Origin of the sequence: Salinivibrio sp. IB868 (assembly GCF_001995655.1) — a bacterium.
Lineage (GTDB): Bacteria > Pseudomonadota > Gammaproteobacteria > Enterobacterales > Vibrionaceae > Salinivibrio > Salinivibrio siamensis.
In genome coordinates, this window is the sequence record NZ_MUEW01000004.1 from 16,561 (window position 1) to 31,962 (window position 15,402).

Below are 15,402 nucleotides of genomic sequence, written 5' to 3' on the forward strand. Positions count from 1 at the left end.
GCCATTCAGTGTGTCTGAGCGGGAACGCGGACACACGCTTCTTGTTTGTTGAGTCTGTTATGCCATTTAAAAAACTGGGTTTAAACGACCCTCTTTGCCAAGCCATTGCCCAACGCGGCTTTACCACGCCAACGTCCATTCAAGCCAAAGCGATTCCGGTTATCCAGCAAGGGCATGATCTGATTGCCGCGGCACAAACGGGCACGGGGAAAACCTCGAGTTTTATCTGGCCTATCATCGATAAATTATCTGCCGGTGAAGCTGGGCGCAAAAAACGTGCTCGCGCTCTCGTCATCGCCCCTACTCGTGAGCTCGCCCTGCAAGTGGCAGAGAGCGCACGTCAAGACAGCCAGTTTACTGAGCTAAAAACCTTAGCGATGGTTGGCGGCATGGACGAGCAAGCACAAAAACAAGCCTTGATCGACGGCGTCGACATTTTGGTCGCCACGCCAGGACGACTACGGGATTTACTCAGCCAACGTGCGGTCTATTTAGATGAAGTGGAAGTGCTGGTGCTGGATGAAGCGGATCGTATGCTGGATATGGGCTTTATCGATGCGATTCAGAATATTCTTGACCGCTTGCCGGCCAGCACACAGTGCTTACTGTTTTCGGCGACGCTGTCTAATAAAGTGCGCGATCTGGCCAAAGCGACCATTGGCGATGAAGGCAAAGAAATCAGCATTGCCGCACGAGATGCCTCGAAAGACAACATTACTCAGTGGTGCATTCCAATCGATAAAGATAAGAAATCCGCACTCCTTAGTCATTTGATTAAAGAGAATGGCTGGACACAGGCGTTGATTTTTATCGAAACCAAACACGGCGCCGCCAAACTCGCCACCCAGCTGGAAAAACGGGGCATTGCCGCCGAAGCGTTTCACAGTGGACGCAGCCAAGCCGTGCGGACCCAACTGCTGGAAAACTTTAAAAACGGTGACATCCAATTTTTAATTGCCACCGGTGTCGCTGCACGCGGCATTGATATTGAGTCGCTCGAACGCGTGGTCAATTACGATCTGCCCTTCCCGGCCGACGAGTACGTCCACCGAATTGGCCGTACCGGTCGCGCCAGTGCTCAAGGCGAAGCGATTTCATTGGTCTCAAAAGATAACACCAAAAACTTACGCATGATTGAGGCACGTCTCGGGCATCCACTGGAACGCCGTATTATCGAAGGCTTTGAGCCTAAAAAGCCGGTGCCGCTGACTGCACCCAAGTGATAATGTACAAACAATGATCGCGACAAAAAACGGCGAGCCTGGTGCTCGCCGTTTTTGTTTGCTTTATGCCTGAGTCAGTGTTTGCCAGAGCGCCTGCCATGCGTCTGGGCGGCGATAGTATTGGCTCACTGTGATGGCTTGCCATTGACCGTTTTTCTCCACCAGCATGGATGGAAAACCGCGTAAGCCATGCGCTGCCATCAATTGACGGGTTTGATTCACCGCCGGCATCACGTCATTTTTGGCGCGATTCATCGCCTGTTGCCAAGCCCCTGCCTCTATCCCCATCTCACTGGCAAGCTCTGCGAGCGTGTCAGCTTCATAGACGGAGCGACCTTGCTGATAATGGCCACGCTGGATGCGTTTCAGCATCTCTGCACCCTGACCATCAAGCTGCTGGGCAGCGAGGATGGCTTGCGCGGTAATAAAGGAGTCCAAAATTACCGGCTGGTCGCTTGCCACGCGGTCAAGATAGGCTTGACCAAATGCCTGTCCGGTTTGATCGGCAATGGTCTGATCTGCCGCCAAGATGTGTTGACGAAAGCTGTCTTCAATCGGCGCACGCTCTCGCATACCACCTGGATGAAGCTGCAAGTTAACCTCAGGGATGTTGCTCAGGCTTTCAATCAAGGTGGCGGCGCCAAAGCACCAGCCACACATTGGGTCAAAAATATAGTGGACGTTTACCATTCCATCTCTCCCATATGTACTTTGGCACCAATTTCCAAAGCCATCGGCAAACCCGCTTTCGGATATTTCGCTTGCATGGTTTTAATCAGCTCAGCACTGTCTTTGCTGTTTGCTTTCGCCTCGGCAAAGTCTTGCAAATACTGCTGGGCAAAAGTAATGGTGTCAGCGTTCAGTGCCGTACCCGCGGTCATGTGTCCTGGGATCACGACTTTAGGCTTCAATGCTGCCATTTCTTCTAATTGTGCAGCCCAACCTTCACGCGCTTGGTCAGATTGTGCGTCTGCCATCCAAAGGTGAACATTGCCATATACAGCGACGTTACCCAGGATCGCCTTGTTGGCTGGGATCCAAAGATACGGACGATGTGCCAACTCGCCTTTCGCGCCGCGAATTTCAATTTTACGACCGTCCAGTGTCAATGACGTACGGGTATACGCAGCAGGTACCACGGGATTTTGCGGCGCATTGTCACCCATTTTTGGGCCCCAAAATGCCATTTTTCCATCCAGTTTTTCTGCAATGGTGGCGCGCACTGCCGGTGTGGTGATCACGTTTGCATCAGGGAACATACCGTGCAGCACTTCCGCACCAAAATAGTAATCTGGGTCTGCTTGGCTAATAAAGATAGTGGTCAGCGCTTTCCCAGAGTCCAGCACCTTAGCAGCAATACGTAGCGCGTCTGCTTTAGTAAAGCCCGTATCAACCACCATGGCTTCGGTTTCGCCATACACCAAGGTTGAGTTTACGTGAAAGCTGTTACCATCCGCGTTATACACGTCTAAATTCAAGGGTTCAGCATTATTTGCTGCCATTGCGCTACCGGTTAGTAATAAAGAGGCGGCTAGGGTTTTTATCAATTTCATCGTCGTGCTCCGTTGTTTGCATTCGGTGTTGAGATGCTGTGCAGTTTACGGGCTCGACTTGTTCGGATATATAGCTAATAATTTGCATCATTGTTTCATATTTCGATCATATTGATGCGTCGTCGCCATGCATCACACGATCGATATTGTTTATAGCCAACCTCGGAGCACACTCATGGATAAACTTACTGCGGCAAGAGTCATGGTGGATGTCGCCCTAACGCAAAGTTTTACCGCCACTGCCGAGCGTCTCGAGATGTCGCGCCCGATGGTGACTCGTCATGTCGAAGCGCTGGAAGACTGGTTAGGCGTGCGCTTATTGCAGCGCACCACGCGCAAAGTATCGTTAACCTCCGCTGGCGAGCAAAGCTTGCCACAACTGGAACAATGGGTTGAACAAGCCAATGCCCTGACACAGCAATGGCAACAAGACGCGGGCTTGACCGGAAAAGTGCGGGTGGCCACCAGTATGTCGTTTGGTTTTGCGCAACTGATCCCCGCGGTAAAGCCCTTTATGGCCGCTCACCCCGGGGTCGATGTAGATATTGAAGTACAAGACAAGGCGGTCGATTTGATTGCGGAACGGATTGATATAGCCATTCGCATTGCATCCAACCCCGACCCTTCCCTAATTGGTCGTCCGATCGCCGCGTGTGATTCCGTTTTGGTAGCGGCACCGGATTATTTGGCGGCCCATGCATCGATCCGCTCACCGGAGGATCTCACCGCGCATAGCTGTCTCAGTTACAAGCAGTTTGATCGACCGATTTGGCATTTAGACAAAGGCGAGGAACACGCCGCGGTTGAAGTGCAAGGTAAGCTCTCAGCTAACGAGGCGACCACCTTGCTCAGTGCTGCCATTCAGGGCATGGGCGTAAGCATGCAGCCGGTGTATCTGGCTCATAGTGCCATTGCGCGAGGTCAGTTGGAGGTCGTGCTCCCCGATTGGCAACCCAAGGCAATGGATATCTACGCCTTGTATCCGTCACGTCGCAACCAGCCACCAGCGGTGCGTGCGCTGCTGGATGCGCTGATTGCCCACTTCGCCGATAGTGAGTGGGCACCGGTTGCTATTTAGTCAGCAGAAAAAATTGAGTAAGGAGAGCTATTTAGTGAGAGAAAAAGCGCGCAGGCTTAATCAGACGATTTTGCTCGCGCAGCATGATAACGCTGGGCTTTAACCAGCCATTTATCAAGCTGATTGGCAAAGGCTTGTTTTTGCTGCGGACCAAGCGGAGCAGGCCCACCTGTGTGCACACCGCTACTGCGCATGGTTTCCATAAAATCACGGATATTAAGCCGGGCGCGGATGTTTTCTTTGGTCAGCAATTCGCCGCGGGTGTTAATCACCGTCACGCCCTTTTCAATCACTTCATCCGCCAGCGGAATGTCTTGGGTGATCACCAAATCGCCCGCCTCTGCCTCGGCAACAATTTGGTTGTCCGCCACATCAAAGCCCTTCTCGACCTGACGTGCGCTGGCATAAGGCGACGGCGGTAAACGAATAAACTGGTTGGCAATAAAGGTGGCTTGAATGTGCGTTCGGTGTGCCGCGCGCACTATCATCTCGCGCATCGCGACCGGACAAGCGTCCGCATCTACCCATATTTGCATGCTGGCTCTCTTAGCGTTAGCGTCAATGCCTGCATTAAACCCCAATTCACCGCAAATTGAAACGTTACCCCTGCGTCGTAACCGCGTTTAGTACTGGCTTTACATCGCTTAGCTGCTCAGGCGCGCAGATATTAGTCTGTGTTGGCCGCCCGCTCTCAAACTGCGCTAGCCAAGACGTTAAGCATGGCATCACGCCATCTGCAAACGCTGCCTCTCCCTGCCACCAAATCCGTGCTAGCGTTAACCAACGGTGACGCTCACTGTGCGCGTTGGCGATATTATCGGTGCGCAGTAGGCTGTGGTCGGCATTTTCAAACACACGCACGTGATAAAAAGGCAGCGGCGCGTTAGCGAGCAGCTGGTGATACGTAGAAGCGGTTTTATCTGAGTCGACATAAGCATCCCGCGCACCAAACAACGCTAACGTGGGCACGTCGAGATCGATTAAATCAGCAGTCACATCCGAGGCCCAGTTACGTTGTACAAATTGCCAAAAGGCCTCGCTCATGGGCGCGTTGCCATTCGAGTTTACGTGGTTGAGGTACTGCTGATACGACGCGCCGGATTGGATCAAGGCATCCACTGTCGCCTCGGCAGCTTGCTCAGCCGCAATAGCGGATTCACTGTATCCGGCGGCTAATCGCCGTTGACGTCCAGAATACTCGGATTGCGCCATCCAGTTGACTGCTCCACCGACACTGATCAGAAAATCGATGTTTTCGACTTGGTGCGCCACCTTAGTGATCACCCAACCAGCTTGACTAAAGCCCATCAACCCCAGCTTGCCATCCTTTAGCCCCAAGGTTTGGCGCAAATAGCGAATCGCCGCCGCGACTTCATCGGCCCGATCTTGCATCGATTGCGCCCGCCAATCCCCGCTCGACTCTCCCACTCCCGGCTTATCCCAAGACAACGCACACCACCCATTCGCCGCTAATACTCGCCAAAGTGGGAGGTAATAACCAAACGCATCGGTCGGCACGTCACCAGAACCATGCACAAACACCACACACTGATTCGGCGCCTCAGTACCTTCAGGTAAAATTAACTCACCCGTGAGCTGATTATCGCCTACGTTAAAGTGAATGGATTGACGCGTCAGCCCCGCGTTTGGGTCATCCATGACTATCAACACAAACGCGCCTATCAGCATCAGCGCTATCAAACCTCGCTTTAGCCACTTCATCGCCTTTTCCTTCCACCCCATTATCACTAAAAGGTGTATAAATAGCCGGTATTGAACGACCAAAGATCGTCTCTATCGACAATAGGGCTGTCTGATACTTCATCGCCATAGTGGCGATAGCTCACCCCCAACAACAGATGATGCGCGCGGCCAAGCCTGTAATAGAGATTGAGGTCGGATTGGAATTTGCAGGTTTGATCAGGTTGATAAGTAGGTCGGCCAGCTTTGGCGTCTTGGGATGACACACCGACATAATAACGACTCACCGCGCGACCCACACAAGTCAGTGACACTTGAGGGTCAAGCACCCACTGGCCTTGTTCCATCGGCGCGCCATAGCGGCCCACCACCGCGCCACTGTTATGATTATCCGAGATATCATGATGGTAGCCGAGCTCAAAATAGCCCACCGACGTTATCCAGCCGGTGGTTAGATTAGCGGTATACACCGTATCGAGACTTTTCATATCTTTGAGGGTTTTGCTGTCACCGCGGGCGTGATCGCCAAACACATCGTCGCCCACGCCCGCCGACACATACCAGCTGTCGCCCTCGGCGAGATACACACCTAGGGTATCGTTGCGATAAAAAATCCCCTCCCATTGCGCCTCAACCACCAGCTCAATGTCTTGGTCATCTTCACCACCGAGGTATATCGACGGCTCGGTATAGCCGACCAGGCCGACGGTCAGATAATTATCCGCGGACATACTGTCGGTTTGCGCATGCCCGGCTAAGGGCACCAAGGTCAAAACGAAACAGATGAGTGTGACAAATGGGTTCACCGGCGATTCTCCATAATGGCGAAATAGTAACTGAGAGTTCGCCCTTATCTTGAAACAACCGGTATTAAGAAAACCTTAAGACTCTCCCGTCATTTTGTGCGCGGCTTCCCAATTGATAACCGCCTTCGCCATCTGAGCGTCGCACTGAAATTCAAAATGCCAGTTGAGCTGTCTGGCAATGCGCTCAACAAGCTGTAGGCCTAGACCAAATCCGATCTGATTCTCGTCCACGTCTGAATCAATAGGGTTGGCAATCGAAAACTGCCCGTTGGTGATCTTAATCTCAATCGCGCCGGGCGCACTGTAGGTGAGCGCATTGCGAATCAGGTTGGTACTCGCAATACGAAACAAATCCCTCTCAATAGAAATAGGATCACTGTGATTATCGATATGGGCAGTCACTGGCTTATGCGCAGCAAGATACGCCAGCTCATCCACGAGGGTTGCGCAGAGCGAGCCAAGGTCGACCTTTGATTGGCGAACCTTATCTGGATGTTGCCGTGCCAGCCAAAGCAGTGATTCAGACAGTGCCATCATATTGGCGTTGGCACGCGAGGCACGCTGCAAGGCCGGATAACTGGCATCCTTGTCATCGATGCGCAGTGACAAAGTATCCAAGGATGCCTGCATAATCGCCAACGGCGTGCGCAGTTCATGGCTGGCATGCTTTAAGAACTGCTGCTCTCGTTGATTATGTTCACGCACCTGTTGCAGCGAGGCCATCAAGTGGTCGGCGATTTGGTTAACCTCACGTACCGAAAAGCGCACATCGATAGCTTGATCAGGGTGTGTTTTTACCCGCGCCGACCATGCCACCAACTCTTTGAGTGGCTTCAATGCATTGTTAAACAACAGCCCAATCACGGTGACAAGCACCAGCATAAAAGCGGCAATTAACACGCTGGCATCGGCCAACGAGCGCTCGACAATCATGGCGGCTAATGCTTCGATTTTTTCTGCCGCTTCAAACTCGACCAGGTATAGCCCTTGCGATAGGTGCTGATCGGAGTACAACAAGTAGCCATACTCACGCGTTCCACTGTCATTAATGCGCTGAATTTCAATTGGATCATCGGGCTGTATCGGCTCTGAGGAAAACAAATCACGCACCGATGTCGGGATAGCCTGCCAATCTCGATACGCACTAACAGTGTTGCTTTGGGGCAATGGATAGTTAGGATCGGCGGCCAGCTTCTGCTCTAGCTTGATAGCATCGAGCCGCATGTAGTTTTTGCCTGCCTGACTGATTTGATAAAAACTAAACACGGTGACAAGTGCCAACAACCCGATAAAGATCGCCACCGCCATGAACACAAGCTGGCGACGCGATTGTGCCGCGAGGCTTCGAACAGGGCTTTGGCTCATACCGGCGCGGCCTCAGAAAGGGACAAACCAATACCGACATGGGTGTGGATCAGCGTTTTAGCAAAGGGCTTATCAACCACTTTACGCAAATGGTGAAGGTGCACGTTAATGGTTCCTTGGCGCACATCATCGCTGGCCCAAATCGCCTCCTCAATATCGCTTTTGGACACCACAGTGGGTGAGCGGCGCGCGAGTAGCAACAGAATGTTCCAACCGATAGGGGTCAACTTAAGCGGCGTATCACCGCGCGACGCGATATGCTCTTTGGGGTAAATCGTCAGATCAGCAATGGTAATACACTCTCGTACCGGTTGATGACGTCGATGCAAGGCCTGTAAACGTGCGAGCAACAAAGGCATGGTGCAAGGTTTGACCACATAATCATCCACGCCAGCGCGAAAGCCCTCAAGCTGGTCGGCGTCCGCGCCGCACGCGGTCAGCATTAACACCGGGGTATCGATACCCTGCTCACGCAGCTCACGACAAACCGCCATACCCTGAACGTTGGGCAGCATATTGTCGAGTATCACACAATCAAACGTCTGCTGGCTGGCAAGCTGGATCCCCGTTTCGCCGTTATAGGCAAAATCACAGTCGATATTATGCAGCTCTAAATATTCTGACATCGCTAAGCTGAGATCGTGGTCATCTTCAATGATGAGTATTTTCATGCGGCGTGCTCTTCTATCCGTGTCGTTTTTAATCTACACGAATCCATTGGATAAAATACACCCCACTCTATTGATCTCGTCCGATACAAAAAAAGCGCCCGCAGGCGCTTTCATCGAGAGACTATCATATGACTTACTTTAGCAATGCCAACACCGCATTGACGCAGGCTTCAGATGACACCGGATTTTGCCCTGTCACTAAGTTGCCATCAGTAACCACATACGAGGTAAAGTCATCCGCTTTCTCATAAAGGCCGCCGTTTTCTTTGAGCATATCCTCAACTAAAAACGGGACCACCTCAGTCAAGCCAACGGCGGCTTCTTCGCCATTGGTAAAACCAGTGACGCGCTTACCTTTCACTAGTGGCTCGTCGCGATCTGAACGCGTATGGCGGAACACGGCTGGGCCGTGGCATACCGCACCAACGGGTTTGCCCTGATAATAGAAGGTCTCAATCAGCTGACGAGATGTCGGATCTTCCGCCAAGTCCCACAATGGACCGTGTCCTCCGGGATAGAAAATCGCGTCATACTCATACGCATTCACATCACTCAGCTTGACGGTGTTATTAACCATATCTTGCAACTCCGCATCGCCATCAAACCGGCGTGTGGATTCCGATTGCGCATCTTCCGCTTCGCTGTTCGGATCAATCGGTGCCGCGCCGCCTTCCGGGCTGGCAACTACTATGCTCGCTCCAGCATCTTTAAACGCGTAATAAGGGGTGGTGAACTCTTCAAGCCAAAAGCCTGTCTTGTGTCCCGTATCGCCCATGGCATCGTGAGATGTCAGCACCATCAAAATTTTGTGTTGTTGCATCATCGCTCCTTATTGTCACGCGTTTGGGTAGTATTTGCTTGGTTTTCATTGAGTAGACTAACAAGACATGAGTGTTAACGTAAAAGGTGGTCGCTTAGATCACTCTCATCAGTTGACGGTTTTTTTACGTTTATTGTCTAACGCTGACCTAATGCTAGCGCAATAATGACACCTAAGCGCAGCAAACGCCTATCATGAAGTCATTCATCGCTGRCCCCCAGCAACGATTTAGCCTTTAAACATTGATTAAACGAGGTAAACATGAAAAAAACCTATTTACTTGCACCACTGGCACTGGTTGTCGCACTGGTTGGCTGTGAACAGCAAACCAACGAACCACAAGAGGCGCAATCGCAAGTCGAATCTAGCTTAGACGACGCCCAAAATGCAGTGAAAGAAGGCACAGAGCAAGCGATGGATAGTGCAGAAAACGCCATCGATAGCGCAGAAAACACCGTTTCTGAAATGGTTGATCATCATAATGCAAAAACATCACTAGACTGGAACGGTACGTATCAAGGTGTGGTGCCCTGCGCCGACTGTGAAGGTATTGATACCACACTAACACTGAACCCAGACAATACGTATTCACTCACCAAAACCTATCTGGGCAAAGAGGGAGAAGCTCTTAAAGAATCAGGCACCTTCAAGTGGGATGAAACAGGCAGTGTCGTCATCCTTGAAGGGCTGACTGACAGCCCTAACCACTTCTTTGTGGCGGAAAACCAGGTGATCATGCAAGACATGAATGGCGAAACCATCGAAGGCGACCTTGCTGAGATGTATCACCTGAAAAAGCAGTAATCTACCAATATAATCTTACTTGATAAGAGCCTAGCGCTTGCCCCATAAACCAGCACTAGGCTCTTTTCGCGTATTTCGTATCCCCTTCCCACGCTTTCCCGCTTCACGCCAACACTTGCCTGTCTGCACAGATTGGCAGTTTAGTGACAAATTTGTTGCTAATAAAACTTGACGGGTTTTCACTCCATGGTTTAACACTTAACTAGAGGCGAAACAAAATCTTATCCGGTGAGCAGGCCGAATGGGCTCACTGAGCAACAGCCGCACCAGACAGTAGAGTCGCCTAGACAGGACCGCGCAACACTCGCGCTTCCTCCGTTTGTTCGATAACAAGACCGAAAAACGGCACCTTTCTGTACCGGTAATCATACTTGATCCAAGTTTGATTACCGGTCAGTAGTACGTTTATAAGCACCACAGTCGTGGTATTGAACAGGAGTCACGCGTATGAGCGACGTTGTATTGAAGTTCTCTTACGAAGAATACAGCGCCCGTTTAGCCAAGGTTCGCTATGCCATGGAAGAACAAGAGATCGACACCTTGTTAGTGCACGATCCATCTAACATGGCGTGGCTAACCGGTTACGATGGCTGGTCTTTCTATGTGCCTCAGTGCGTAGTGATTGGCGCAACGGGTGACCCTTTGTGGTTCGGACGTGTCCAGGACGCGAATGGCGCGCTGCGTACTGTCTACATGAGTGCTGAGTGCATCACCTACTACCCTGACCATTACGTGATGAATCCGCCCCTGCACCCCATGGAATACTTGGCAAACTATGTGCTGGCAGAACGCTATTGGGATCGTGGCCGCATCGGCGTCGAGAAAGACAACTACTATTTCAGCGCCACGGCGTTTGAATCGCTCAAAGAACATCTGCCAATGGCGACCCTCGTCGATACTACCGGACTAGTTAATTGGTGCCGCGCGGTCAAGTCTGATCAAGAGCTCACCTACATGCATACAGCTGCGCGTATCGTGGAGAATATGCACCGCGTCGCCTTTGAAATGATCGAGCCCGGCTTACCCAAGCATTTACTGGTTGCAGAGATTAATAAACACGCGGTGGTTGGCCACGATGGCCACTTTGGGGATTATGCCGCTATCGTGCCGATGTTGCCCTCAGGCGGTGATGCTGCTGCGCCTCACTTAACGTGGGACGATCGCCCATTTAAACGGGGAGAAGGGACCTTCTTCGAAATCGCTGGAGTGCATCGTCGCTATCACTGCCCACTCTCTCGTACCATTTTCTTAGGAGAGCCGGGTTATGAGTTCCTCCGTGCTGACGAGGCGCTACAGGCCGGACTAGAAGCCGGTCTCGCGGTCGCCAAGCCCGGCAACACATGCGGAGACATTGCCAACGCCCTCAATGATGCCTTGTTGCGCTATGGGTTTGATCGGGAAGGCGCGCGCTGTGGCTATCCGATAGGGTTAAGCTACCCACCCGATTGGGGCGAGCGCACCATGAGCTTGCGACCCAGTGATCAAACCCTATTGCGCGAGGGGATGACGTTTCATTTCATGCCAGGGCTTTGGATGAAAGACTGGGGCATGGAAACCACAGAAAGCATTGTGATCACCCGCGATGGTGCGCAAACCTTGTGTGACCTACCGCGCCAGTTGTTTGTCAAACACTAGCTTGGTACACCGCGCCAGATACGGGCACCATACTTGTGCCCTTTTCTGTTCAGCCTCATTATTATTTTTAGCTACACTCATAACGTGATGATTTAAAAATCAAACGTTACCCGTTTCCGCCGGATGGAGCGTCACGACAGATCACAAGGAGAGGTTATGGAACCCACCGCAATTGAAGCCACCGTCGATTTTCATGCCGATGGTGTACAGCACGGCTTTCTTAAACTGCCTCACTCACACGACCAATCCGCATGGGGCTGTGTCACCATTCCGATCACTGTAGTTAAAAACGGCGAGGGGAAAACGGCCTTGCTGACGGGCGGCAACCATGGGGATGAATACGAGGGCATCACGGCGTTACTCAATACCTGCCATCAACTGATGCCAAACGATATCAAAGGCCGTGTGATCATTTTACCGATGATGAACGCGCCCGCCGTGACCGCAGGCACACGCACTTCCCCTTGGGATCAAGGCAACATGAACCGCGCTTTTCCTGGTTCACCAACCGGCAGTGTCACCGAACAAATTGCCGATTACTTCACCCGATATTTAATCCCACAGTGCGATACCGCTTTAGACATTCACTCAGGCGGTAAAACCTTAGATCTTATTCCCTATGCGGCGTCCCACCGCTTAGAGAATCTTCAGCAAGCCGACGCCTGTGCCGAAGGGGCTCGCCTGTTTGGTGCCCCCTATCAAGTGCAAACCACTGAAATGGATGCCACCAGCATGTACGACACGGCGGTAGAGCAACAAGGTAAGATTTTTGTCACCACAGAGCTTGGCGGCGGCGGCACCAGCACACCAGACTCCATCGCGATTACCCAACGTGGTATTCATAACTTCTTGGTATTTTCAGGGATCTTACAAGACGACTACCGTCACCCACCCATCGCCCCTATCAAACTCGAGTTACCAGATAAACATTGTTATGTACAAAGCGAGCACGCAGGGATTATTGAGTTCTCTGTCCACTTAGGCGATACCATCAAACAGGGTGATTTAATTGGCAAAGTGCATAATATTGAGCGTACAGGGACCGAACCCATCCCCTACTACGCCGAGCGCGACGGTATTTTACTGGCCAAACGTCACCTCGGACGGATTTATATCGGCGATACCTTTGCGGTGATTGCCGAACCTGTTTAGCGGAGGGGCCATGAAGCTGGATAAATTTGATATCAAAATCTTGCAGATCTTGCAGCAAGATGGCCGTATTACCAAATCTAACCTCGCACAGGCGATCAACCTGTCTGTAAGCCCCTGCTGGGAGCGGGTAAAACGGCTCGAGCAAGCAGGTATCATCGAGGGCTATGGCGCACGTATCAATCCAGATGCGGTGGTAAAACTTAACACTGTGCTGGTCGAGATCACCCTTGGCCAGCATGATGTTGACAGCTTTCAACGTTTCGAACGTGCCATGCAGCACTGCGACGATGTCAAAGAGTGTTGGGCGACGGGCGGTGGGATAGACTATATCGTTCGTCTTGGTGTCACTGATATCGACTATTATCAGCGTCTGATTGATAGCTGGTTGACCGATGACCTTGGCATCAAACAGTACTACACCTATATCGTCACCAAACAGGTGAAGCGACCAGCCCTCACCTTACCACTTGAAACACCAGATGTTGCTGCCAATGGCTAATCATTGCTTGTCCTTGTTTGCTAGTACTCAATGACATTGACGCATGGCCCATTAACTTTTTAGCAACATATCTCTTCCTGTTACATTACGGCATGATTTGTCCAACATTACAGACAAACAAATTCACCTATCAATAAAACCTTCACTAGCCTCTATCACTGTGACGTTTGCACATTGACACTCACGGAAGATAGAGGAAATCATGAAACGACCATTCTTAGTTTGTACAACTCTCGCAGCAATAACACTTTGTTCATCATCGGCACTGGCGAGCATGGGTGACACCCCGCTCAGCCCAATCCAAATCGCCAGTCAGTTCGCACTGGATGCCGACCTTACACCACCGCCAAATTTCCAGGCATTTTCACTCACAAGCCCTTACCAAAAAACCATCACGGTACATCAGACTGACGCGGCTTTTATTAAGGTGCATTTTTCACAATTTTCTTTACCAGAAGGGGCCTATGTCACGGTGAGCAGTGAAGATGGTCAAGAGCAATATCGTTACACCATGCAAGCCAATGGTCAGCGAACCTTCAACGCAGAAAACGGCGAAGACGGTGTGAATCAGTTTTCTGCCATGTCAGTGCATGGCGACACCGCAAGAGTCACGCTCACCCTCCCCGCTGGCACACAATGGCAATCAAAACATGCCTTGCGTATCGATACCTATAAAGCGGGCGATCCCAGTGATGAAATCATCGCCGAGCAAGAGGTAGGTCAACTCTCAACCTGTGGTATCAATGAGCGCAAAGACGTCGCTTGCTGGCAGGACAGTCACCCAGAAGAATATGAGCGCAGTCGCCCAGTGGCGCGCTTATTAATGAATGGTAGTGGCTTATGCACCGGCTGGCGTGTAGGGCCAGACAATCACATGTTCACCAACAATCACTGTGTCGAAAGCCAGACCGAGCTTGCTAATACCGAAGTGTGGTTTAATTATCAGCGCCCCACCTGTGGCAGTGGTCAAATTACTGATGTGGTAAAAGTCACTGGCGCGCAACTACTCAACACCGATTACACCCTCGATTACACCCTATTTAGCGTGAACAACTTCGCCAAAGTGGCGCAGTTCGGTTATATGGGACTTGATGTGCGCCAACCTCAACGTGGCGAAACCATTTTTATTCCACAACACGGCGCAGGTAACCCGAAAGAACTCTCGATTGAAAGCGACCAAAACAGTGGTGGAATATGCCAGATTGACGTCGCCATCACGAATGGTCGAGGCAGCAACACGGATACAGGCTATTTTTGTGATACCACCGGCGGCTCATCGGGCTCACCCGTACTCGCCAAAGAAAGCCACAATGTGATAGCGCTTCACCACTTTGGCGGCTGTGAAAACCAAGGGGTACGCATTGACAAGATTTGGCCACAAGTGGCCGGTGAGTTTGATAATGTCCCTCCGCAAGGCGATCATCAATCGGGAGGCGCGCCGAATGCCGTCTTTACAGGCCAATGCACAGCACTGAGCTGTGAGTTTGACGCCAATGGCGCCAATGACAGCGATGGCAGCATCGTCAGTTATCAATGGGATTTTGGTGATGGCTATCAAGCGACTGGCGTGACAGCGTCACATAAGTATGGCAGCGCTGGCACCTATTCCGTGACACTGACCGTCACCGATGACCAAGGGCTGACTGACTCGGTAAGCAAAGCCTTTACCGTGGGTAGTGTTAACGACTTTCCACGTACCGATCTAAGCGGTCAACGCAGCAGCTGGCAATACTTCGCTTATACCGCGCCACAAACAGGTAGCGCCACCGTGCGCATGTATGGCGGCACGGGAGATGCCGACTTGTATGTACAAAAAGGCACCAAACCAGACCAAAACCAGTACCAATGTCGTCCGTACACCAGTGGCAACAGTGAGAGCTGTCAGGTAGATGTCAACGCCGGCGACGAGGTGTTTATTGGTATTCGTGGCTATCGCGCGTTCAGTGGTGTCACACTGGATGTTAGCCAATAATAGCGGCAAGGCGCACGGTATTTTCGTGCGCCTGATGCATTGCTTGACCGCTTACCTCTCATGGTTTTATCACGCCAATCCGACCTTTTTATCGACACCAGAAAATTTTCTTCTGTCATCGCG

General features: G+C 51.5%; 15 protein-coding genes. 7 read left to right on the forward strand and 8 right to left on the reverse strand.

What is annotated here, in order from left to right; genetic code table 11:
* Window positions 1–59: 59 nt before the first annotated feature.
* Window positions 60–1,223 (forward strand): DEAD/DEAH box helicase, encoded by a 1,164-nt coding sequence (locus BZG20_RS05620; protein WP_077578365.1) that lies wholly within the window; start codon window positions 60–62, stop codon window positions 1,221–1,223.
* 63 nt (window positions 1,224–1,286) lie between these two features.
* Here the strand turns inward: BZG20_RS05620 and BZG20_RS05625 are convergent, their stop codons facing one another.
* Together BZG20_RS05625 and BZG20_RS05630 are read right to left on the reverse strand one after the other, a co-directional pair.
* Window positions 1,287–1,913, reverse strand: a complete 627-nt coding sequence (locus tag BZG20_RS05625; protein WP_077578366.1) for a DsbA family protein — start codon at window positions 1,911–1,913, stop codon at window positions 1,287–1,289.
* A complete protein-coding gene (locus BZG20_RS05630; protein WP_077578367.1) occupies window positions 1,907–2,776 on the reverse strand; it encodes an MBL fold metallo-hydrolase in 870 nt (289 codons plus the stop codon). The genes BZG20_RS05625 and BZG20_RS05630 overlap by 7 nt, the downstream gene beginning before the upstream one ends.
* A 175-nt stretch (window positions 2,777–2,951) precedes the next feature.
* Between BZG20_RS05630 and BZG20_RS05635 the strand changes: the two genes are divergently transcribed.
* The gene (locus tag BZG20_RS05635; RefSeq protein ID WP_077578368.1) at window positions 2,952–3,854 is read left to right on the forward strand and encodes a LysR family transcriptional regulator; all 903 of its coding nucleotides are present in this window, start codon (window positions 2,952–2,954) and stop codon (window positions 3,852–3,854) included.
* A 56-nt stretch (window positions 3,855–3,910) separates the two neighbouring features.
* On the opposite strand, the gene BZG20_RS05640 is transcribed toward BZG20_RS05635, so the two are convergent.
* The 6 genes from BZG20_RS05640 to BZG20_RS05665 form a co-directional block, all read right to left on the reverse strand.
* Entirely contained in the window at window positions 3,911–4,390 is a 480-nt protein-coding gene (locus BZG20_RS05640) for a YaiI/YqxD family protein (RefSeq protein ID WP_046075764.1), read from the reverse strand.
* 64 nt (window positions 4,391–4,454) lie between these two features.
* Entirely contained in the window at window positions 4,455–5,576 is a 1,122-nt protein-coding gene (locus BZG20_RS05645; protein WP_198531455.1) for an alpha/beta fold hydrolase, read from the reverse strand.
* Window positions 5,577–5,602: 26 nt separating this feature from the next.
* Window positions 5,603–6,361 carry a MipA/OmpV family protein gene (locus BZG20_RS05650; protein ID WP_077578370.1) on the reverse strand — a complete coding sequence of 253 codons (759 nt, stop codon included), beginning with the start codon at window positions 6,359–6,361 and terminating at the stop codon, window positions 5,603–5,605.
* 75 nt (window positions 6,362–6,436) lie between these two features.
* Window positions 6,437–7,726 (reverse strand): HAMP domain-containing sensor histidine kinase, encoded by a 1,290-nt coding sequence (locus BZG20_RS05655; RefSeq protein ID WP_077578371.1) that lies wholly within the window; start codon window positions 7,724–7,726, stop codon window positions 6,437–6,439.
* Window positions 7,723–8,397, reverse strand: coding sequence for a response regulator transcription factor (locus tag BZG20_RS05660; protein WP_077578372.1), 675 nt, complete (start codon window positions 8,395–8,397; stop codon window positions 7,723–7,725). Before BZG20_RS05660 ends, BZG20_RS05655 begins: the two co-directional genes overlap by 4 nt.
* A 133-nt stretch (window positions 8,398–8,530) precedes the next feature.
* Window positions 8,531–9,217 (reverse strand): type 1 glutamine amidotransferase domain-containing protein, encoded by a 687-nt coding sequence (locus tag BZG20_RS05665; protein ID WP_046075760.1) that lies wholly within the window; start codon window positions 9,215–9,217, stop codon window positions 8,531–8,533.
* A gap of 261 nt (window positions 9,218–9,478) precedes the next feature.
* On the opposite strand from BZG20_RS05665, the gene BZG20_RS05670 reads away from it, so the two are divergent.
* The 5 genes from BZG20_RS05670 to BZG20_RS05690 all read left to right on the forward strand — a co-directional run bounded on the left by BZG20_RS05670 (window position 9,479) and on the right by BZG20_RS05690 (window position 15,279).
* Window positions 9,479–10,021: a copper resistance protein NlpE gene (locus BZG20_RS05670; protein WP_046075759.1), complete on the forward strand. Its 543-nt coding sequence runs from the start codon at window positions 9,479–9,481 to the stop codon at window positions 10,019–10,021.
* A gap of 447 nt (window positions 10,022–10,468) precedes the next feature.
* Entirely contained in the window at window positions 10,469–11,656 is a 1,188-nt protein-coding gene (gene doeA / locus BZG20_RS05675) for an ectoine hydrolase DoeA (protein ID WP_046075758.1), read from the forward strand.
* Between the two features lie 156 nt (window positions 11,657–11,812).
* Window positions 11,813–12,808 (forward strand): N(2)-acetyl-L-2,4-diaminobutanoate deacetylase DoeB, encoded by a 996-nt coding sequence (gene doeB / locus BZG20_RS05680; protein ID WP_077578373.1) that lies wholly within the window; start codon window positions 11,813–11,815, stop codon window positions 12,806–12,808.
* Window positions 12,809–12,818: 10 nt separating this feature from the next.
* On the forward strand, window positions 12,819–13,307 hold the full coding sequence (locus BZG20_RS05685; protein ID WP_046075756.1) for an Lrp/AsnC family transcriptional regulator: 489 nt from the start codon (window positions 12,819–12,821) through the stop codon (window positions 13,305–13,307).
* A 202-nt stretch (window positions 13,308–13,509) separates the two neighbouring features.
* Complete coding sequence (locus tag BZG20_RS05690; protein ID WP_077578374.1) at window positions 13,510–15,279, forward strand: PKD domain-containing protein; 1,770 nt, start codon at window positions 13,510–13,512, stop codon at window positions 15,277–15,279.
* Window positions 15,280–15,402: the final 123 nt, after the last annotated feature.

Coding starts and splice junctions, on each gene's coding strand:
- BZG20_RS05660 (WP_077578372.1), bottom strand. CDS start 8,397: ATGAAAATACTCATCATTGAAGATGACCACGATCTCAGCTTAGCGATG.
- BZG20_RS05645 (WP_198531455.1), bottom strand. CDS start 5,576: ATGAAGTGGCTAAAGCGAGGTTTGATAGCGCTGATGCTGATAGGCGCG.
- BZG20_RS05620 (WP_077578365.1), top strand. CDS start 60: ATGCCATTTAAAAAACTGGGTTTAAACGACCCTCTTTGCCAAGCCATT.
- doeB (WP_077578373.1), top strand. CDS start 11,813: ATGGAACCCACCGCAATTGAAGCCACCGTCGATTTTCATGCCGATGGT.
- doeA (WP_046075758.1), top strand. CDS start 10,469: ATGAGCGACGTTGTATTGAAGTTCTCTTACGAAGAATACAGCGCCCGT.
- BZG20_RS05690 (WP_077578374.1), top strand. CDS start 13,510: ATGAAACGACCATTCTTAGTTTGTACAACTCTCGCAGCAATAACACTT.
- BZG20_RS05655 (WP_077578371.1), bottom strand. CDS start 7,726: ATGAGCCAAAGCCCTGTTCGAAGCCTCGCGGCACAATCGCGTCGCCAG.
- BZG20_RS05630 (WP_077578367.1), bottom strand. CDS start 2,776: ATGAAATTGATAAAAACCCTAGCCGCCTCTTTATTACTAACCGGTAGC.
- BZG20_RS05635 (WP_077578368.1), top strand. CDS start 2,952: ATGGATAAACTTACTGCGGCAAGAGTCATGGTGGATGTCGCCCTAACG.
- BZG20_RS05670 (WP_046075759.1), top strand. CDS start 9,479: ATGAAAAAAACCTATTTACTTGCACCACTGGCACTGGTTGTCGCACTG.
- BZG20_RS05625 (WP_077578366.1), bottom strand. CDS start 1,913: ATGGTAAACGTCCACTATATTTTTGACCCAATGTGTGGCTGGTGCTTT.
- BZG20_RS05665 (WP_046075760.1), bottom strand. CDS start 9,217: ATGCAACAACACAAAATTTTGATGGTGCTGACATCTCACGATGCCATG.
- BZG20_RS05640 (WP_046075764.1), bottom strand. CDS start 4,390: ATGCAAATATGGGTAGATGCGGACGCTTGTCCGGTCGCGATGCGCGAG.
- BZG20_RS05685 (WP_046075756.1), top strand. CDS start 12,819: ATGAAGCTGGATAAATTTGATATCAAAATCTTGCAGATCTTGCAGCAA.